16 protein-coding genes are annotated in these 19,134 nt (G+C 71.7%); 11 read left to right on the forward strand and 5 right to left on the reverse strand.

Annotated features, from left to right (window positions below; all coding sequences use genetic code 11):
- Positions 1 to 98 precede the first annotated feature (98 nt).
- Genes WMF11_RS48470 through WMF11_RS48485 form a run of 4 tightly spaced genes read left to right on the forward strand, consistent with a single transcriptional unit; the run spans position 99 to position 6,553 of the window.
- Complete coding sequence (locus WMF11_RS48470; RefSeq protein ID WP_437975598.1) at positions 99 to 1,355, forward strand: TolC family protein; 1,257 nt, start codon at positions 99 to 101, stop codon at positions 1,353 to 1,355.
- Positions 1,352 to 2,722 carry an efflux RND transporter periplasmic adaptor subunit gene (locus WMF11_RS48475; protein ID WP_437975599.1) on the forward strand — a complete coding sequence of 457 codons (1,371 nt, stop codon included), beginning with the start codon at positions 1,352 to 1,354 and terminating at the stop codon, positions 2,720 to 2,722. The genes WMF11_RS48470 and WMF11_RS48475 overlap by 4 nt, the downstream gene beginning before the upstream one ends.
- A 16-nt stretch (positions 2,723 to 2,738) precedes the next feature.
- Positions 2,739 to 5,933 (forward strand): efflux RND transporter permease subunit, encoded by a 3,195-nt coding sequence (locus tag WMF11_RS48480; RefSeq protein ID WP_437905801.1) that lies wholly within the window; start codon positions 2,739 to 2,741, stop codon positions 5,931 to 5,933.
- Positions 5,930 to 6,553 (forward strand): methyltransferase, encoded by a 624-nt coding sequence (locus tag WMF11_RS48485; protein WP_437975600.1) that lies wholly within the window; start codon positions 5,930 to 5,932, stop codon positions 6,551 to 6,553. The genes WMF11_RS48480 and WMF11_RS48485 overlap by 4 nt, the downstream gene beginning before the upstream one ends.
- A gap of 6 nt (positions 6,554 to 6,559) precedes the next feature.
- Here the strand turns inward: WMF11_RS48485 and WMF11_RS48490 are convergent, their stop codons facing one another.
- From WMF11_RS48490 to WMF11_RS48500, 3 genes are all read right to left on the reverse strand, one after another.
- Positions 6,560 to 8,197, reverse strand: coding sequence for an ATP-binding protein (locus WMF11_RS48490; protein WP_437975601.1), 1,638 nt, complete (start codon positions 8,195 to 8,197; stop codon positions 6,560 to 6,562).
- Positions 8,194 to 8,610 carry a response regulator gene (locus tag WMF11_RS48495; RefSeq protein WP_437547580.1) on the reverse strand — a complete coding sequence of 139 codons (417 nt, stop codon included), beginning with the start codon at positions 8,608 to 8,610 and terminating at the stop codon, positions 8,194 to 8,196. The genes WMF11_RS48490 and WMF11_RS48495 overlap by 4 nt, the downstream gene beginning before the upstream one ends.
- A 75-nt stretch (positions 8,611 to 8,685) precedes the next feature.
- The gene (locus WMF11_RS48500) at positions 8,686 to 11,532 is read right to left on the reverse strand and encodes a PAS domain-containing hybrid sensor histidine kinase/response regulator (protein WP_437975602.1); all 2,847 of its coding nucleotides are present in this window, start codon (positions 11,530 to 11,532) and stop codon (positions 8,686 to 8,688) included.
- A gap of 612 nt (positions 11,533 to 12,144) precedes the next feature.
- Between WMF11_RS48500 and WMF11_RS48505 the strand changes: the two genes are divergently transcribed.
- The 4 genes from WMF11_RS48505 (at position 12,145) to WMF11_RS48520 (ending at position 13,667) form a co-directional block, all read left to right on the forward strand.
- On the forward strand, positions 12,145 to 12,309 hold the full coding sequence (locus WMF11_RS48505; RefSeq protein ID WP_012241326.1) for a DUF1328 domain-containing protein: 165 nt from the start codon (positions 12,145 to 12,147) through the stop codon (positions 12,307 to 12,309).
- A 235-nt stretch (positions 12,310 to 12,544) separates the two neighbouring features.
- Positions 12,545 to 13,102 carry a hypothetical protein gene (locus WMF11_RS48510; protein ID WP_437547582.1) on the forward strand — a complete coding sequence of 186 codons (558 nt, stop codon included), beginning with the start codon at positions 12,545 to 12,547 and terminating at the stop codon, positions 13,100 to 13,102.
- 43 nt (positions 13,103 to 13,145) lie between these two features.
- Positions 13,146 to 13,367 (forward strand): hypothetical protein, encoded by a 222-nt coding sequence (locus WMF11_RS48515; protein WP_437547583.1) that lies wholly within the window; start codon positions 13,146 to 13,148, stop codon positions 13,365 to 13,367.
- Between the two features lie 15 nt (positions 13,368 to 13,382).
- Positions 13,383 to 13,667 (forward strand): hypothetical protein, encoded by a 285-nt coding sequence (locus tag WMF11_RS48520; protein WP_012241329.1) that lies wholly within the window; start codon positions 13,383 to 13,385, stop codon positions 13,665 to 13,667.
- A gap of 34 nt (positions 13,668 to 13,701) precedes the next feature.
- Here the strand turns inward: WMF11_RS48520 and WMF11_RS48525 are convergent, their stop codons facing one another.
- Positions 13,702 to 14,181 carry a hemerythrin domain-containing protein gene (locus tag WMF11_RS48525; RefSeq protein ID WP_437975603.1) on the reverse strand — a complete coding sequence of 160 codons (480 nt, stop codon included), beginning with the start codon at positions 14,179 to 14,181 and terminating at the stop codon, positions 13,702 to 13,704.
- A gap of 837 nt (positions 14,182 to 15,018) precedes the next feature.
- Between WMF11_RS48525 and WMF11_RS48530 the strand changes: the two genes are divergently transcribed.
- The 3 genes from WMF11_RS48530 to WMF11_RS48540 are packed head-to-tail and all read left to right on the forward strand — an operon-like array spanning position 15,019 to position 17,537.
- Positions 15,019 to 16,446, forward strand: coding sequence for a sigma-54-dependent transcriptional regulator (locus tag WMF11_RS48530; protein WP_437547586.1), 1,428 nt, complete (start codon positions 15,019 to 15,021; stop codon positions 16,444 to 16,446).
- Positions 16,447 to 16,473: 27 nt separating this feature from the next.
- Positions 16,474 to 17,166 (forward strand): histidine kinase, encoded by a 693-nt coding sequence (locus WMF11_RS48535; RefSeq protein WP_437905807.1) that lies wholly within the window; start codon positions 16,474 to 16,476, stop codon positions 17,164 to 17,166.
- Positions 17,166 to 17,537 carry a response regulator gene (locus tag WMF11_RS48540; protein ID WP_437905808.1) on the forward strand — a complete coding sequence of 124 codons (372 nt, stop codon included), beginning with the start codon at positions 17,166 to 17,168 and terminating at the stop codon, positions 17,535 to 17,537. Before WMF11_RS48535 ends, WMF11_RS48540 begins: the two co-directional genes overlap by 1 nt.
- An 82-nt stretch (positions 17,538 to 17,619) precedes the next feature.
- On the opposite strand, the gene WMF11_RS48545 is transcribed toward WMF11_RS48540, so the two are convergent.
- A complete protein-coding gene (locus tag WMF11_RS48545) occupies positions 17,620 to 19,050 on the reverse strand; it encodes a helix-turn-helix domain-containing protein (RefSeq protein ID WP_437975604.1) in 1,431 nt (476 codons plus the stop codon).
- Positions 19,051 to 19,134: the final 84 nt, after the last annotated feature.

A 19,134-nucleotide genomic window follows, 5' to 3' on the forward strand; every position in this document is an offset into this window, starting at 1 on the left:
GCCGCGCCGCCGTGAGCTCGGCCCTCTCACGCGATCCTGACCGGGCACAACCGCGGTTCTTCGCGCGAGCGCTCCAAGCGCTCGAGGGCTGTCCGTCCATGTTCCGTCCCCCTGTGCGCCGTCTGTTCGTCGCTTCCTCGCTCGCCCTGCACCTCCTGTCGATCGCGCCACCGGCGGCCCTCGCCGCAGAGCCGCCCCTCACCCGCGCCCGCGTCGCCGACCTCGCCCGCGCAGCCCCGAGCGCGCGCCTGGCCACGGCGGAGGCCGGCGTCGCCCGCGCCGCGACCTCGGCCGCAGGCGCGCTCTCCCTGGAGAACCCCGTGCTGACCGGCATGGGCGGCGTTCGGCTCAACCCCGACGGGAGCAAGCCGGTGGCCGCTTCGGCGTCCCTCGCGTGGCCGATCGAGCTCGGCGGCCAGCGAGGCGAGCGCATCGCAGCCGCGAAGGCCGAGCAGCGCGCCGCCGAGATCAACGCCGAGGACGGCCGGCGCCGCGTCCTGCTCGCCGCCCTGCTCCAGCACGCCCTCGTGCTCCGGGGCGAGCGGCAGGTGCAGCTCGCCCGCGCCCGCGTCGCGCTCGCAGAGCGGCTCCACGCCGCCGCGGAGCGCCAGCGCAAGGCAGGCGAGGTGCCGGAGGTCGATGTCGCCCTGGCGTCGCTCCAGAGAGGGCGCGACCAGGCTGCCGCGAAGGCGGCGGAAGGCACACGCGACGCCGACGAGGCGGCGCTCCTCGGCCTGCTCGGCCTCCCCTTGCGAGCAGCGCAGCAGCTGCCCCCGGTGGAGGGGCCCCTCGTGCCGCCCGACGATCCGCCGCCGCTCGCGTCGATCCTCGGCGACCTGGGGCGGCGCCCCGATGTCGGGGCCGCCGAGGCTTCGGTCGACGCCGCGCGGGCCAGGGCGGAGCGCGAGCGGGCGGCCGGGTGGCCCACCGTCAACGTCGTCGCCCAGGTCGAGCGCGACGACGGCGCGAACATCGGCATGCTCGGCCTCGCGATCCCGCTGCCGATCCTCAACGCCAACCGCGCCGGCGCCGCGACCGCCGCCGCGGAGATCGACGTCGCCCAGGCCCGCGCCGAGGCCGCGCGGACCGGCGCCGCGGGCCACATCGCCCAGCTCTACGCGCGTTACAAGGCGACGAAAGAGGCCCTCCAGGCGCTGACACCGACGGCCACCCTGATGGAACAGGCGGCCGCGATCTCGGCGCGAGGGTACGAGCTCGGCGAGAAGGATCTCGCGAGCGTCCTCCTGGTGCGGCGTGAGGTCATCGACGCCGAGGCGGCGCTGCTGGAGGCGGAGCACGCGCACGCGGCGGCCAAGATCGAGCTCCTGGTCGCCGCGGGGAGGGCGCCCCGATGAGCGCTCCCCCGCGAAAGATAGAGCTTTCCCCGAAGGTGATCGCCGCGATCGCCGCCGCCGTCCTGGCGCTCGTCGTCGCGGCCGTCGCCATCACGGTGCGCGTCGAGCATCGACGCCACGGGCACGACCGCGAGGCCGGCCACGAGGAGCACGACGGGCATCAGCACGGCGAGAAGGAGGGAGCGCACGGCGATGGCCACGACGGCGATCACGACCACGACCACGACCGCGCGGAGAAGCACGCGCCGGACGAGCCCGGGGAAGCGCACGCCCACGGCGACAGGCTCAAGCTGTCGCCCGCGATGATCCAGAACGCCGGGCTGGAGATGCTCACCGCCGGACCGGGCAACGTCGCGGTGACGGTCACCCTCCCCGGCGAGGTCGCGCTCAACGCGGAGGCCATCGCGCACGTCACGCCCCGCGTGCCGGGGACGGCGCGGGAGGTGAAGAAGCAGCTGGGCGACACGGTCACGCGAGGAGAGGTGCTCGCGGTGCTCGACAGCCGCGAGCTCGCCGAGCTCCAGCGCGAGCTCCTGGCGGCCAAGGAGCGCCTCTCCCTCGCCGAGGCGAGCTTCACGCGCCACGAGGCGCTCTGGAGGGAGCGCATCTCGGCCGAGAAGGAGTACCTCGCGGCCAGGCAGGCGGTCGCCGAGGCGCGGATCGAGCACCGCAGCGCTGCCCAGAAGCTCAGCGCCGCCGCAGGCTCGGGCGCGGGCAAGGGCACCGGTTACGCGCTGGTCGCCCCCATCGACGGCACCATCATCGAGAAGCACATCGCCATCGGCGAGGTGCTCAAGGAAGACACCCAGGTCTTCGTGATCGCCGACCTGTCGACCATCTGGGTCAACGTCACCGTCTACGCCAAGGACCTCAGCCGCGCGCGGATCGGCCAGACGGCCTGGGTCAAGGCCGAGGGGATCGAGCAGAGCGCGCGGGGCACGCTGGCGTACCTGGGGCAGGTCGTCGACGAGCAGAGCCGCTCCGCCGTGGCCCGCGTCGTCCTCCAGAGCCCGGGCGCCGCGTGGCGCCCCGGGCTCTTCGCGACCGCCGACATCGCCGTCGAGGAGGCGGCCGCGCCCGTTGTCGTCTCCGACGAGGCCATCCAGCGGGTCGAGGGCAAGGACGTCGTCTTCGTCGAGGAGGGCGACGGCTTCGAGGCCCGCCCCGTGAAGATCGGGCGCCGTGGCACGAGCGGGGTGGCGCTCGCGGCAGAGGGCGCGGGCGGGGGGCCCGCCGCCGAACCGCGGCGCGGCGCGCCGGTCGTCGAGATCGAGGCCGGCGTCGCCGCAGGCGAGCGCTACGTCGGCAAGAACAGCTTCATCCTCAAGGCGGAGCTCGGCAAATCCGAGGCCGGACACCAGCACTGAGGAGCGCGAGGACCCCATGCTCACCTTGCTCTCGCGGCTCCTGTCCGTCTCGATCCGCCATCGCTTCCTCGTCGTCGCCGTCACCCTCGCGGTCGGCGCGCTCGGGGCCTACAACTTCACCCGCCTGCCGATCGACGCGGTCCCGGACATCACCAACGTCCAGGTGCAGATCAACACGTCGGTGAAGGCGCTCTCTCCCGTGGAGGTCGAGCGCCAGATCACCTTCCCCATCGAGTGGGCCATGGGCGGGATCCCGGGCGTCCAGCAGGTGCGCTCGCTGTCCCGTTACGGGCTCTCCCAGGTGACGGTGATCTTCGAGGACGGCACCGACATCTACTGGGCGAGGCAGCTCGTGGCCGAGCGCCTGGGCGCCGCGAAGGAGAGCCTGCCGCCAGGGCTCGGCGAGCCGCAGCTGGGCCCCATCGCGACCGGCCTCGGCGAGATCTACATGTGGACCCTCGAGGCCGCGCCGGACGCCAGGCGGCCCGACGGCAAGCCGTACGACCTCACCGATCTACGCACGATCCAGGACTGGATCGTGCGGCCCCAGGTCCGGACCGTGCCGGGGGTAACGGAGGTCAACTCGATCGGCGGCCACGAGCGGCTGTACCAGGTCTCGCCCGATCCGGCGAAGCTCGTCGGCTACGGGCTCTCGTTCCGCGACGTGCTCGAGGCCCTCGCGGCCAACAACGCCAACGCGGGCGGAGGGTACATCGAGCACAAGGGCGAGCAGTACCTCGTCCGCGCCACGGGCCTCGTGCAGAGCGAGGACGACATCCGGGGCATCGTCGTCGGCAACCACCGCGAGGCGCCGATCCGGATCGAGGACGTCGCCGAGGTCAGCGTCGGCCAGGAGCTCCGCACGGGGGCGGCCACCGAGGACGGAGAAGAAGCGGTCATCGGCACGGCCATCATGCTCGTCGGGGAGAACGGCCGCGCCGTCTCCAGGCGGGTGGACGACCAGATCAAGGCGGTCAACAAGTCGCTGCCCGCGGGCGTGACGGTCAAGACCGTCTACGACCGCACCTACCTCGTCGACGCCACCCTGAGCACCGTCAGGAACAGCCTTCTCGAAGGGGCGGCGCTGGTCGTCGTTGTGCTCTTTCTCCTCCTCGGCAACCTCCGGGCCGCGCTCATCGCGGCGCTCGCGATCCCGTTCTCGATGCTGATCGCCGTCACCGGGATGGTCGAGAGCAAGATCAGCGGCAACCTGATGAGCCTCGGCGCCATCGACTTCGGGCTCATCGTCGACGGCTCGGTGATCATCGTTGAGAACTGCGTGCGGCGCTTCGCCGAGGAGCAGCGCCGGCTCGGGCGGGTGCTCACCCGCGAAGAGCGGCTCGACCTCGCCTACGAGGCGTCCCAGGAGGTCCGCCAGGCGACGATCTTCGGTGAGCTCATCATCGCGATCGTCTACCTGCCCATCCTCACGCTGACCGGCATCGAGGGGAAGATGTTCCGGCCGATGGCGCAGACGGTCGTCCTGGCGCTCGCGGGGGCGACGATCCTGTCGATGACGTTCATCCCGGCGCTCGTGGCGCTGCTCCTCAAGGGCAACGTGTCGGAGAAGGAGAACCTCCTCTTTCACCACGCGAAGCGCGCCTACGGGAGGGCGCTCACCTGGGCGCTGTCCCACAGGCCGATCGTGGTCGCGATCGCGGGCGTCGCCCTCGCCGCCTCCGGCCTGGTCGCCGCGGGGCTCGGCAGCGAGTTCGCCCCCAAGCTGAGCGAGGGGGCGCTCGCGCTCCAGCCGGCGCGCATCCCGTCGATCAGCCTCACGACGAGCGTGGCCATGCAGGCGCAGCTCGAGCGCCTCCTCAGGGAGCGGTTCCCGGACGAGATCGAGCACGTCTTCGCCAGGACCGGGACGGCCGAGGTCGCGACCGATCCGATGGGCCCGAACGTCTCCGACACCTACCTGATGCTGCGGCCGCGGAGCGCGTGGAAGAAGGCGAAGACGCAGGAGGAGCTCGCCGAGGCGATCGAGGCGGTGATCCACGAGCTGCCGGGGCAGAACTACGAGTTCAGCCAGCCGATCGAGCTCCGGTTCAATGAGCTCATCAGCGGCGTGCGGAGCGACGTCGCGGTCAAGGTCTTCGGCGACGACCTCGACGTGATGCTCAAGGAGGCCAGCAGGATCGGCGCGCTCCTCGGGGCGACGCCGGGCGCCGCCGACGTCAAGGTGGAGCAGGTCACGGGCCTGCCGGTGCTGACCATCGACGTGGATCGGCGCATGGTGGCCCGCTACGGGCTCAACGTCGCCGACGTGCAGGCGGTCGTCGAGGCCGCGATCGGGGGCGTGAGCGCCGGCGAGGTCTTCGAGGGGGACAAGCGCTTCGATCTGGTGCTCCGGCTGCCCGACTCCATCCGCCGCGACATCGGGGCGCTCGACCGGCTCCCGATCCCGCTCCGGAGCAAGGGGGGCCACGCGACCGGACCGAGCGGCCCGACCATCGCCGCGGCGGCCGGCGCGCCCGAGCGGGCGGCGTTCGTGCCGCTCGGCGCGGTGGCGAAGATCGGCGTGGAGGAGGGCCCGAACCAGGTCAGCCGGGAGAGCGGCAAGCGCCGCGTCGTCGTCCAGTGCAACGTGCGCGGGCGCGACCTCGGCGGCTTCGTCGCCGACGCCGAGGCGCGGATCGACGCCGAGATCAAGCTCCCGCCGGGCTACTGGATGTCCTGGGGCGGCCAGTTCGAGAACATGCTCGCCGCCCAGCGGCGCCTCGCCGTGGTGGTCCCTGGGGCGCTCGGGCTTATCTTCGGCCTGCTCTTCCTCTCCGTGGGGACGCTCAGGAACGCGGCGCTGATCTTCACCGGCGTCCCGCTCGCGCTCACCGGCGGCGTCCTCGCGCTCTGGGGCCGCGGGCTCCCGCTCTCGATCTCGGCGGCCGTGGGCTTCATCGCGCTCTCGGGCGTCGCCGTGCTGAACGGGCTCGTGATGGTGACGTTCATCGAGAACCTGCGGCAGCGCGGCGAGGCGCTCGACGACGCCGTGCTCCACGGCTCGATCGCGCGGCTCCGCCCCGTGCTCATGACGGCGCTCGTCGCGGCGCTCGGCTTTGTCCCGATGGCGCTCGCCACCGGCACCGGCTCCGAGGTGCAGCGCCCGCTCGCGACGGTCGTCATCGGCGGGATCCTCTCGTCCACGACGCTCACGCTGCTCGTCCTGCCGGTCCTCTACCGGCTGACCCATCGACAGGAAAGCTCGACATGAACCGACCCTGGCTCGCCCTCGTTCTCTACGGGATCTACCTTGCGCTCGCGTTCGGATGGCGCTCGCTCAGGCAGCTCCGCGCGACAGGATCGGCGGGCTTCCGCGGCATCTCGGGGCCACCCGGGTCGCTGCCGTGGCTCGGCGGCGTGCTCTTCGTGATCGCGCTCGTCCTGGGAGCGCTGGCCCCCGTCGCGGAGCTCGCGGCCTGGATCGGGCCCCTCGCCGATCCCGGCCCGCCCCTCGTCGGCCTCGGCGCGGCCATGACGATCGCGGGGACGCTCGGCACGCTCTGGTCCCAGGGCGCGATGGGCGCGTCCTGGCGCATCGGCGTCAGCGACGCGGAGCGCACCGGCCTCGTGACCGGAGGCCCGTTCGCGGTGGTGCGGAACCCTGTCTTCAGCTGCATGATGCTGGCCGCGCTCGGGCTGCTGCTGATCCTCCCGAACGCGGCCGCGCTCGCCTCGCTCGTCGCGCTGGTCGTCGCGATCGAGCTCCAGGTCCGCCTCGTCGAGGAGCCGTACCTCCTGCGCACCCACGGCGGCGCGTACGCGGCCTACTGCGCGAAGGTCGGCCGCTTCCTCCCCGGGATCGGCCGAGGGGGCTCGCCGCCGTCGCCCTGACGCCCCTCAGCTCGCCAGGGGCAGCGAGAAGTGGATCGTCGTCCCCTGGCCCGGGGCGCTCTCGACCGCCATGGTCCCGTGGTGCGCCTCGACGATGCCGCGCGCGATGTAGAGGCCCAGCCCCGCCCCGGTGCGCGACTCCTGCGAGGCCTTCCAGTAGCGATCGAAGAGGTGCGGCTGGTGCTCGGGCGGGATGCCCGGGCCCGTATCGGCCACCGAGAAGCGCGCGCTGTCGGCGACCCGGCATAGCGACACGCTCACGACGCCGCCCCGCGGCGTGAACTTCAGCGCGTTGCCGAGCAGGTTCGAGAAGACCTGGAGCACGCGATCCCGGTCGGCGAGGACCTCCAGGCCCGCGTCGAGCGGCCCCTGCGTCACCCGGCAGCCCTTCGCCTCCGCGAGCGACGCGGCGGCGTCGATCGCCTCGCGGACGAGCGTCCCGCCCCGCTCCACCCTCGGCGACACGACGAGCCGCCCCGCCTCGATGCGCGAGGCGTCGAGCAGATCCTCGATGAGCCGCGTCATGCTCTGGATGCCGCGGTCCATGCGGTCGACGAGCTGGACGGCGTCGTCGTCGTCGCCGTCCTCCCGCTGGAGCAGATCGCTCCGCAGCAGCGACGCCGTGATCGCGATCGTGTTGAGCGGGTTCCGGAGATCGTGCGACACGATCGCCAGGAGGTCATCGCGGGCGCGCGTCGCGGCCTGCGCCTCGTTGTAGAGCCGCGCGTTCTCCAGGGCGACGGACGCCGACTGCGCGAGCTGGGTGAGCAGCACCTCGTCGCTCTCCACGAAGGGGCCGTCGCGCCGATCGAGCAGCTGGATGCTCCCGATGCACTGGCCGTCCCGGCCGCGCAGCGGCGCCGCGAGGAGCGAGCGGGGGAGGAGCTCCGCCGGCGCGCGCGAGAGCACGTCGGCGCACGTCGGATCGCTCGCGATCTCGTCGCCCGTCAGCCGGACGCTGGTGCTCCTCCGCTCGATCAGGCCGAACGCGACCTCGCGGATGCCGTCGCGGTCCTCCCGCGCGGCGTACTCCTCGGACAGCGAGATGCCCGTCAAAGGCCGCTCCTCCACGCCCCGCGCCGCCAGCCGCGAGGCCGCGACGCCCGCGTCGAGCAGCGCCCGCGCCTCGTCGGTGGTGCGCTGGATCAGCTCGTTCAGCGAGAGCGACCGGTGGATGCGCAGCGTCGCCTCGGTGAGCTGCGCGAGCTGGCTCGCGTGGCGGGCGAGCGCCCTGCGCGCCTCCTCCTCGCGGCGCTCCACCTCGCTCAGCCGCAGGACGTGGCGCAGGCTCTGCACGAGCCGCTCGGGCGTCAGCAGGTTCTTCGGCACGTAGTCGGCCGCGCCCCGCTTCATCAGATCGACCGCGAGCGACTCGTCGCCCTGCCCGGTCAGCATGATGAACGGCGCCGTGAGCTTCGCCTTGCGCGCCGCCTCGATCACCGCGAGCCCGTCGCCCCCGGGGAGGTAATAGTCGAGCAGCACGCAGTCGACCTGCTGCTCGTACAGCACCGCGAGCGCCGAATCGACGGAATCGGCCTCCCTGATCTCGGCGTCGACGCGGCCGCTCCGCAGCGCACGCAAGATCGCGATCCGATCGACCGTGTCGTCGTCGACGACGAGGAGGCGCACCGACCTCGGGCTCAAGGCATCTCCACGAGCGTCCAGTAACGGTTCAGCGCCGTCATGAGCTCGACGAAGCTCAGGAACGTCACCGGCTTGAGCAGGTAGCCCGCGACGTTCAGATCGTACGCGTCCACCTTGTCCCGATCGTCGTTCGACGTCGTAAGCACGACGACGGGCGTCGCCCGGAGCGAGACGTCGGCCCGGAGCTCGCGGAGGAACTCGATGCCGTTCATCCTGGGCATGTTCAGGTCGAGCAGGACGAGGCGCCGATCCCTGGGCACCTGGTTGCCGCGCAGCAGATCGAGCCCCTCCACGCCGTCGCCCGCCACCCAGAGCGGGTTCGTGATCTTGCCCCTCTCGAACGCCCTCCGGACGTTCATCACGTCGACGGTGTCGTCCTCGACCAGGATAATATTCAGGAATTTACCGTCCATCCTCGTCCTCGTGGAGGGGCAAAGCGGAGGCTCGTTGATAGCATCAACCGCAGGCCGCGCGCAGGGGCTACGGCGCTACGGCCAGCTACCAGGCTTGCCCGCGCGGCCGACGAGGTGCGCGACCGCGGTCACCAGGCTGTTCGGCTCGATGGGCTTGGCCAGGTGCATCTGGAAGCCCGCGGCGATCGCCTGGCGGCGGTCCTCCATGCGCGTGTACGCGGTGAGCGCGAGCGCCGGTATGCCGCTCGCGGGGACGTCGGTCCCCAGGGCGCGCAGCCGCCGCATCATCGCGTAACCGTCCTCACCCGGCATGCCGATGTCGCTCACGAGCACGTCGAACTCGCCCATGTGGAGCGCCTCGAGCGCCGCGCTTGCTGAGGCCGCTTCGCTCACGGTCGCCCCGGCGCGCACGAAGATGATGCCGAGCAGCTCGCGGGCGTCGGTCTCGTCGTCGACCACGAGGACCCGGATGCCCTCGAGCACGCGCCGCGCGGCGCCCCCCGGCGCCTCGCCGCCCCGGCGCTGCGGGGACGGCGGCGCCGCGGGCGCGTCGGCGCGGATCGGCAGCCGGACCCGGAAGCGCGCGCCCTTGCCCTCTCCGTCGCTCTCGGCGTGTACGCTGCCGCCCTGCGCCTCCGCCAGGTGACGCACGATGGCGAGGCCGAGCCCGAGCCCGCCGTGGGCCCGGGTCATCCCCCCGTCCGCCTGCCGGAACCGCTCGAACAGGAACGGTAGGAAGCTCTTCGGGATGCCCTCGCCGTTGTCCTCGACCTCGACCTCGAGCGTCGCCTCGACGCGCCGGGCGAGGGCCCGCACCTGGCCCCCGGACGGCGTGAACTTCACCGCGTTCGTGAGCAGGTTCCAGACGACCTGCTGGAGCCTCTCCGCGTCGCCGAGGAAGATGCCCACGTCGTCGGCGACGGAGGTGTCGACTGTGACGCCCTTCGCCAGCGCCGCCGGGCGCACCAGGTCGAGCGCCGTGGCCAGCACCTGCCGCACGTCGACCGGCTCGGTCCGGAGCTGCAGCTTCCCCGCGAGGATCGTCGAGGCGTCGAGGACGTCCTCGATGAGCTGCGACTGCGCCTTCGCGTTGCGCTCGATCGTGGCGAGCCCCCGCTCGAGCGACTCGGCGTCCACCTCGCCCGTCCGGAGGATCCGCGCCCAGCCCAGGATCGACTGGAGCGGCGTCCTGAGCTCGTGCGACACCGTCGCGAGGAACTCGTCCTTGAGCCGGTTCAGCTGCTCGGCGTGCTGGCGCGCGCGCTGCTCGTGCTGGAGGAGCTGGGCGCGCTCGGCGTCGGTGCGCTTCTCCTCCGTGATGTCGTGGAACGAGAGGCCGACGCCGTCGCCCAGCGCCACGGCGATGGCGCGGAAGGTCCGCGGAGCGCCCTCGTGCGCGCAGAAGAGCTCGACCCGCGCGGGCTCCCCGGTCTCCACGACGCGCGCGTACGCGTCGAACCCGCTCGCGAGCGCGCTGCCAGGGACCTCGATCAAGAGCCGCTTGCCCTCCAGATCCTTGCCCCGGCCCCCGACGATCGGCCCCGTGGCCGGGTTCACGTAGACCCACTCGAAGTCGGAGATCGCCCCGGACGCGTCGCGCACGCTGCGCAGCATCATGAACCCGTCGGGCGACGCCTCCTGCACGGTGCGGAACCTCGCCTCGCTCGCCCGCAGCGCCTGCTCGATCGACTTCCGCTCCGTGATGTCCGTCGCCGTGCAGGTGATGCCGATGATCTCGCCCGTGTCATCGGCCAGCGGCTCGATCGAGACGTCGATGTGCTGGGTGCGCCCGCCGGCGCGCACCGCGATCTCGCGCCGCTGGCCGACGCCGCTGGCGAGCACGTCGCGCTTCGTCCGATCGAGCGACCTCGCGGCCTCCGGGTCCTCCAGCACCTCCCCGTCGGTCTTCCCGAGCACCTCGCGCTCGGACTTGCCGAACGAGTTGTGCATCCACGTGTAGCGCAGGTCCCGGTCCTGGGTGAACACCATGACCGGCGACCCCCGGAGCGCCTTGCGGAAGCGCTCCTCGTTCACGCGGAGCGCCTGCTCCGCGCGCAGGCGCTGGGCCACGCTCTGCTGGAGCTCGAGCGCGAGCCGCTCCGCCTTCCGGCGCGCGCCGATCTGCTCGGTCACGTCGAACGCCGTCAGCATGACGCCCTCCACGGCGCCGCCCACGTCGTGCACCGGCTTGCACAGGACGTTGTACAGCCGCTCGACCGTCTCGCCGGTCCAGCGCGTGATCCGCACCGGGATCTCGCTCGCCACGCTCGGCTCGCCGCTCGTCAGGACGGCCTCGAGCTGCGCGTGCAGCGGCTGCCCGCGCAGCTCCGGGACCGCCTCGACGAGCGGCTTGCCGAGGAGATCGTCGCGGCCGACCATGCGGCAGAAGAGCGGGTTCGCGAGCTCGAACACGAGCGCCTCGCCCTTGAGGAAGCAGATCGGCGCGGGCGCCTGCAAGAGCAGCGAGCCGCTCCTCCCTCGCTCGATCTCGGTGCGCCTGCGCTCGGTCTCGATCGCCTCCAGCTGGAGTCGGGTGTGCTCGCTTACCGCCTGGGCGATGCCCGCGTCCACGCGCTCGCAGAGCGCCTCGATCTCCCGCAGATCCGGCGTGCCCCCCGTCTCCTCCAGCTCGCGGAGGATGGATTGCCGGAGGACGCCGTACTCGCGGACCATCACGCCCAGGTCGAGCCCGTGCTCCCAGCGCATCTCGCCGTGCTCGCGCGCGGCCTCCTTGCTGCCGGCCGTCGATGCGCGTTGCTCCATGCTGGCGGCCACCTCGTCGAGGAAGCTCGGCAGCGAGTTGATGATGAGCGGCTTCGGCATGTTGCGCACCGCGGCGCTTCGCTTGCGCAGCTCGCCCACGAACCGCTCGATGATGGCCTCGCGGCGGGTCCTGATGAGCGTGGAGAGCGGGATCGTCATATCGGAGCGTTCGCGTCGGGAGCCCGACCTCGGCAGACTTCGCCGTCAGGGGGCCTGGGCAGCGAGCAGCGAGCGACGGTGGGCGATCGGCGGCGCGGGTGGCATCGGCGAGCACTGTATCTTCGGAGAGCTGACCGACCGCCACAAGGCGCACTGCCGCCAGTGCGGCTCATCCGGCCTCGGACGGCCGGCCGTCACCCTCCTGAGACAGCCGCGGCCGGCTCTCCGTCGGCGTCGATCCCGACACCGGCCTTGAGCTGAGCCTGACTTCCACCTCGCCAGCACAAGCCCAGGCGTGAGCAAGCGTTGTGCCGAGATCGGCCAGCCGATGAACGAGATGATGCGCGGTGCGCGACGTCACGAGTGAGGCAATTTGCCGCAGCTACCCCGCCCGCCCGTGTCGTGCGGCGGCATCTGCAGCGAGCCGCCGGGGCGCCCGGGCGCTCCGCGGATCCGGGGAACTCGCGATGTCGCGGCACGTCGGCTGCAACGACGCAACGCCGTAACCGCTGCAATCGCTGCAACAACGCAGCATCGAAGCGCTGGAACATTCATCCACCCAGTGATTCACCCCGTCATTCACCCAGTCATTCACCCAATGAGGAGGTTATCATGCTCAGTTGGAGTGTCGCGTTCTTCGTCGTGGCGATCATCGCTGCAATCCTCGGCTTCGGCGGCCTCGCGGCGAGCGCCGCTTCGGTGGCGAAGTTGCTCTTCGTCATCTTCCTCGTCCTGGCGGTCGTCTCCCTCGCGCTCGGCCGACGCGCCCCGACCTGACGCCATGCGGAACGCACGTGCTCGGAGGCCACGATCGGGGCGACATGCCTCGCCAGGCCGAGCGGTATCCATGCTTCCGCATGGCACGTCTGTCGCAATGCCCGCGTATCGACCCATCTATCGCGCCATGAGGCCCGTCCCGGGCGGCGTGCGGCGTCGAGAGCGCGTCCGTGTCGCGCCGGGCGCTCGCCCGGACGCAAGGTCGCGCGTCGACCGCAGACCAGAGGAGATCATCATGTTGACCGTCCGAACATTCCTGCCTATCGCCATCGTCATGAGCGCCGTCGTGGGCTGCGAGTCTCCCACGGCGGACGCGCAAACCAAGGCCGAGCGCGCGCAGCGCGAGGCGCAGCAGAAGGCGGCGGAGGTCGCCACCGAGCTCGACAAGAAGGTCGCCGAGATCGACCAGAAGGCCGAGCGGGCCACCGACGACGCGCTCCGCGAGGCCGCGGAGAAGCTCAACAACGCCGCCGCCGAGGCCCAGGAGAAGACCGCAGAGGCCGAGGCGGAGCTGGCGAAGGCGCGCGCGGACGTGCGCGCGTCCACGTCGCGCAGGATCGAGGACCTTGAGAAGGATGCCGTCGAGCTCCGCGAGAAGGCCGAGAAGAAGCTGCCCAAGGACGAGGTCGGCAGGCTGATGAAGGACGTGGAGGACAAGTCGGAGGCGGTCCGCAGGAGCCTGCGCGACCTCGACGCGGCGAGCGGCGAGACCCTCGACCGGGTGAAACAAGGCGTCTACCAGCGCGTGGAAGAGCTGGATCGCGCGATCCAGGCGGTGAAGCGGCGCGTTTGATGCAAGCTCGCCTGGGCCCAGCAAAGCTCGACACGAGGAGGACATGATGGCGAATCAGAAGGCCACTCAGCAGACCCCGCCGGCGGACATCGAGGGAGAGGGCAACCGCACGGCCGATCGGCGTTACCGGGAAGGGGTGGAGAAGTCGGTGAAGGCCGGCAAGATCAAGGAGCACGCCGAGGAGGCCGCCCGCGCGCTCGACGGACCCGAGGGCGACGAGCTGCGCGAAGCCGAGGAAGCGGCGCGGCGAGGTCAACCCAACTGAACCGGGTGAGCAGCGATGATCCGCGAGCTCCGATGCAAAGCCTGTGGCCGCCGGTACGTCTTCGTGTCGACGGCGGCCACGCCCTGCCGGGCCTGCGGCTCGGCCCTCGACGAGGTGGAGCTCGAGCGCGGCGTTTACGAGCTCGTCACGAACGACGCGCGGAGCCCCGCCTCGACCGCCCCGTCAAGCCCGGCGGACCCCATGGTCCCCGAGGATCTCGGCTACGGCGAGTCCCATGGATACGGACCCGCGCACGGCGGCCCGACCGGCCCCGGCGACGCGCCCGCGACCGGCCCTTGATCCACCGCCACCCGCCGGAGGAGGGCGCCGGCCGTCAGGCCGCCCTCGCCGTGCGGAGCGGGGCGTGGCTCGACGCGTGGGGGCGGCGGGAGTGGGCGATGAGCGCCTCGAAGAGCTCCAGCATCTGCCGGCCGAGGCGCTCGTTCGTGTCCTCGGTCAGCTCCGCCTCGATCCTCGGCAAGAGGTCCCGCTCCTCCTCCTCGGCGTGGTGCGTGACGAGCTCCCTCAGGGTGGCGAGCCTGGCCTTGAAGCTCGGGTCCTCGGGCGCCGTGCCGACGACGCGGCGGATCTCGAACCGCGTGACCGTGTGCTCCTCGCAGGCTCCGCCGATGAGGTCCGGCTCGATGGCGAGCAGCTCCGGGAAGAGGACCACCTGCTCGGCGAGCATGTGGGCAAGGAGGTGCTTGGTCAGCTCGTCCGTCGCTCCCCGGACATCGCCTGTGGTCGAGAGGGCCAGATCGAACAGCCTCTCGGCTTCGCGGTGTTGCCCCTTCAAGAGCTGTGTCGCCTTCATGCATTCTCCTCTCGAGGACCGGACGTCAGGTTGTTGTTCATCGAGGTGGATGGGCCGCCGTTCATCGGGGTGAAAAGGAGCTCGTCGTGCTCGCTCGCGACCAGCGCACGCAGCGGCGTCAGCCGAGGGCCCGCGGCGGTGCGCCGAGCCTTCAGCGGGGCGACATGGCGCCGTCGCGCAGCGCGCGCAGCGTCAGCGGCAAGGCCCGCGAGCGCGCGAGCCCCCCTCACGCCCCCTCTTCTGCATGAGGCGCACTCAAGCAATCACCGTGCCGATTAGGTTTATTCCGGATGCGAAGAGACGCTGGACGCCGGACAGGGAATATCGATGTGGAATTTCGCCTCTCGCCATGGCTCCCGGAGCTCGGGCGAACTCGGCTGTTGCCGGCAGGCGGCGCCGTCCGATCGAGAGAGGCGCGGCGTCCGCGGGGGACCGCGGCGATGCCTCAGTAGAGAAGTAGCGACCGCGGCGACGCCTCGGTAGCGGCGCCTCGCCCGCGTGGCCCGTCGGAGGCGCGCGACACGCGTCACGAAGAGGCGCGCTGCCGGCCCGTGCCGATCCGTGGAGGACCGGCGGGTCGGTGAGCCCCCTGCCGGCCGTGGCGCCTCGGGCGCAGCGGCGCTCGCTGGCCCCCGTCGGCGGCGGGCCGCCCGGCCGCTGCGCGCGGCCGGTGCCATCCAGGATGGGGCAAGAACGCGCACCTGTGGCGAAACGTCACGTTCGAAGGACGTCGGCGAGGAGCGGACTGGGCTTGATGGCGCAGACTCTCCGTGGCACGTTCCCTGCAAGTGCAGGCAGCGGTCGACCTTTAGAAGAGCTGCCGGGGAAGGACACGCGATGAGCGGCAGGATACTCGTCGTCGATGACGACGAAGCGACGTGTGATCTGGTCGAAGCCCTCCTCAAGAGGCAGGAGTTCTCCGTCGCGGCGCGCACCTCGGCCAAGAGCGCGCTCGAGCTGGTGAGCGAGGACGATTTCGACGTCGTGTTGACCGACGTCGGCATGAGCGAGATGAGCGGCCTGGAGCTCTGCGAGCGCATCCTGGGCGCCCGCCCCGACATGCTCGTCATCGTCATGACGGCGCTCGGGAGCATGGAGACCGCTATTTCCTCCATGCGCGCCGGGGCGTTCGACTTCGTCACGAAGCCGCTCGACGCAAACCTCCTCGGCCTGACGGTCTCGCGCGCCGTCCAGCACCGGCGCCTCCGCTCGGAGGTGAAGCGCCTGCGCGAGGCGGCCCACGACGTCCAGCAGACCAAGGGCCTCGTCGGGCGCAGCCCTGCGATGAAGCGCGTCTACGATCTGATCGGGCGCGTCGCGCGGAGCGACGCCTCGGTCCTCGTGCACGGCGAGACGGGCACCGGCAAGGAGCTCATCGCGCGGGCGATCCACGAGGCCAGCGGCCGGTCCGGCCCCTTCGTGGCGGTCAACTGCGCCGCGGTGCCCCAGGCGCTCCTCGAGAGCGAGCTCTTCGGCCACGCGCGCGGCGCCTTCACCGACGCCAAGACCCAGCGCACCGGCCTGTTCCTGGAGGCCAGCGGCGGCACCATCTTCCTCGACGAGATCGGCGAGATGCCGCTCGAGGTCCAGCCGAAGCTGCTCCGCGCGCTGCAGGAGCGGAAGGTGCGGCCGGTGGGCTCGAACGCCGAGATCCCCTTCGACGCCCGCATCGTGACGGCGACGAACCGCGACCTCGAGACCGAGGTGTACGAGAAGCGGTTCCGCGAGGACCTCTACTACCGGGTCAACGTCGTGAAGATCGACCTGCCGCCCCTGCGCGAGCGCGGCACCGACGTGCTCCACCTCGCGATGCACTTCCTCGAGAAGTTCTCGTCCCGCAGCAGCAAGGGCGTGCTCTCGCTCTCGACCGCGGCCGCGGAGAAGCTCACGGCGTACAACTGGCCGGGCAACGTGCGCGAGCTCGAGAACAGCATCGAGCGCGCCGTGGCGCTGGCGCGCTTCGAGCAGATCACGGTCGAGGACCTGCCGGAGAAGGTCCAGGCCTACCGGCCCGACCGCTTCGTCGTCGCCGTCGATGAGCCGGCGGAGATCATGACGATGGACGAGCTCGAGAAGCGCTACATCAAGCGCGTGCTCGCGCTCGTCGGCGGCAACAAGTCGCGCGCCGCCCAGATGCTCGGGTTCGACCGGCGGACGCTCTACCGCAAGCTGGAGCGCTACGGGGAGCAGGACGGCTCGGGCGGGGACGAGGGCCCCGACAAGGCGGCCTCTCCGCCGGGCTCGGCGAGCTCCTCGTTGAGCTGAGACGGCGCGCGAGGCGAGGCGTAACGAATGAGCGAAAAGGGCCTGTCCGACTCGATTTACAAGCTGTTCGCGCGCGCGGGGCACGACGTGCGCGGGCCCGCCGGGGTGGTGGCCACGGCGCTCAACGAGCTGGAGAGCGTCCTCGGGGGCGAGGCCACCGCCCAGAACGCGGCGTACTTCACCATGGCGCGGCGGGGCGTGCGCCGCCTGCTGCGCCTCGCCGACCGCTACACCGCCGCGTCCGAGCTGTCGCGGCAGCTCGACGCCCCGGCGCAGCCGCTCGACCTCGAGGCGCTCGTCCAGAAGGCCGTCGCGGAGGCGTCGTTCGTCTACGGGCGGCGCGACGTCACGGTGGCGCTCGACCTCGCCCCCGTGCGCGGCGTCGCGCACGCCGCGTCGATGACCGCGGCGCTCTCGGACGCGCTCATGCTCGCCCTGAACGTCGCCCGCGCGCGGGTCGTCGTGGCGCTCGCGGCCCATGGGGATCGCGCGCGGGTGGTGCTGACGAGCGACTCGAGCGCGGCCTCGGTGGAGAAGCTCTTCGAGGCGGCGCTCGCGCCGGACGCGGATCCGCTCGCCGACGGCGGGCTGCCCGTCCGGGTGATCGACGGCGTGCTCAAGGCGCACGGCGGCGAGGCGCGGGCCGACCGCGTCGGCGCGGAGACGCAGATCACCCTGGAATGGCCGCTGAACGCGGCCGAACGCAAGGCGGGGACCTGATGAGCGCGGAGCTGCCGCAGGTGCTGGTGCTCGACGACGACGACGACACGGCGGCGCTGCTCGGCATGGCGCTCCGCCGCCGCGGCTTCCGCGTGCTCGTTGCGCGCTCGTGCGAGGAAGGGCGCTCGATGCTCTCCGGGAGCGCGGTCGACGCCCTGGTGACGGACGTGTCGCTCCCCGACGGCAGCGGCGTCGAGCTCGTCGCGTCGCTCGCGGACAGGCCACGGGCGGTGATCGTGGTGAGCGGATTCGGCGGGGACGACGATCGTGAGAAGAGCCGGGCGGCCGGCGCTCACGCGCACATGGTCAAGCCCATCGACGTGGCCCGGCTCGTGGCCACGCTCAACGAGCTGCTCGGGCGGCCCAGCTGAGCGGGCCGCCGGCGATCCCGCGCCGCGCTGGCCACCCCGGCGCGCGGCGCAGGGCGGCCGCGGGCTCGCCTCACTTGTCGCCTCACTTGTCGACTGACGCGTAGAACGAGACGCCCCGCCGGTTCTCGTCGAGGCGGAGCGGGTGCTGCAGCGCCGGCAGCGCGCGCTGGGCGCAGTCGAGGCGCTCGCAGGTCCGGCACGTGACGCCGACGGGCACGGCCGCGCCGATGTTGTCCAGGTCGATCCCGTCGGCATAGACGAGCTCGCGGGCATAGCGGACGTCGCAGCCCATGCCGATCGACTGCACCGTGTGGGGGACGTGGTAGCCGCCGCGGTCGCTGCGCACGGTGCGCGCGATGCAGAAGTAGACGGCGCCGTCGGGCATCTGCGAGAGCTGGATCCGGATCATGCCGGGCGTCATCAGGGCGGCGTGGACGTTCCAGCGGGGGCACGCGCCGCTGAACCGCGCGAACCGTATGCCGGAGCCGCTGAAGCGCTTCGAGATGTTGCCCGCGATGTCGATGCGGACCATGTGCATCGGCACCCCCTCGGCGCCCGGCCGGCGGAGCGTCGTCAGCCGGTGGCACACCTGCTCGAAGCTCGTGCCGAACCGGTGCGCGAGGAGCTCGATGTCGTAGCGCTCGGCGCGCGCCGCCTCCAGGAACGGCTGGTACGGCATGAGGATGGCGGCGGCGAAGTAGTTGGCCAGCGCGACGCGGGCGAGCGCGCGGGACTCCGGGGTCGTGAGGTTCTCGTCGCGCAGGATGCGGTCGATGGCCGTCGATTGCGTCAGGAGGCCGAGCTGGTGCGCGAGCTGGAACCTGCGGCTCCGGGGCGGCAGCACCTCGGAGATGCTCAGCACGCGCCTGTCGGGGTCGTACCGCCGCATCGCCTGGCGCTCGTCCGCGACCCGGACGATGCGCACCTCGATGCCGCGCGTCGCGTGGAGGTACCGGACGAGGCCGCGGTAGACGTCGTCCGCATCGAGCTCCGCCTCGCGCCAGAGCGCCTCGGCGCCGTCCTCGAGCTCCGCGAAATGGTTCATCCGGCGCTGGATGAGATCGCTGACCTCCTCGGACGGTAGCCGCGAGTTGTCGACCCCGACGAACCCGTCCCCCGCCAGCCGCTCTCCCAGCGTATCCAGCGATTCGCGCGTCGTCGCGTAGGTCCGGTAGAGCGTGAGCACCGCGCGCGCGACGTTCGGGGACGCCGCGACGAGCTCGCGCAGATCCGCGTTCGTCAGCCCGTGGCTCTCGAAGATAGGGTCGCCGAACACCTCGTGGAGATCGGCCGTGAGCCGGACGTCCTCTTCCGACGCGAAGTTCTGGAGGTCGAGCTGGAATATCTGGGCGAGCCGGATGAGCAGCGGCGCAGTCAGCGGACGCCGGTTGTTCTCTATCAAGTTCAGATAGCTCGCCGAGACACCGAGGCGCTCCGCCAGATCGACCTGCGTCATGTGCTCGCGACGCCGGAGCGCGCGGACCTTGGCTCCAAGAAGAGGTGCATCGGCCATGAGGACCCTCCCGACGTGACCAGGACAACCTGGATGAAATGTAGGCGCAGCTCGCCTGGTGGAAATTTACAATAGTTTACACGT

Source organism: Sorangium sp. So ce295 (assembly GCF_051527405.1).
GTDB lineage: Bacteria > Myxococcota_A > Polyangia > Polyangiales > Polyangiaceae > Sorangium > Sorangium cellulosum_B.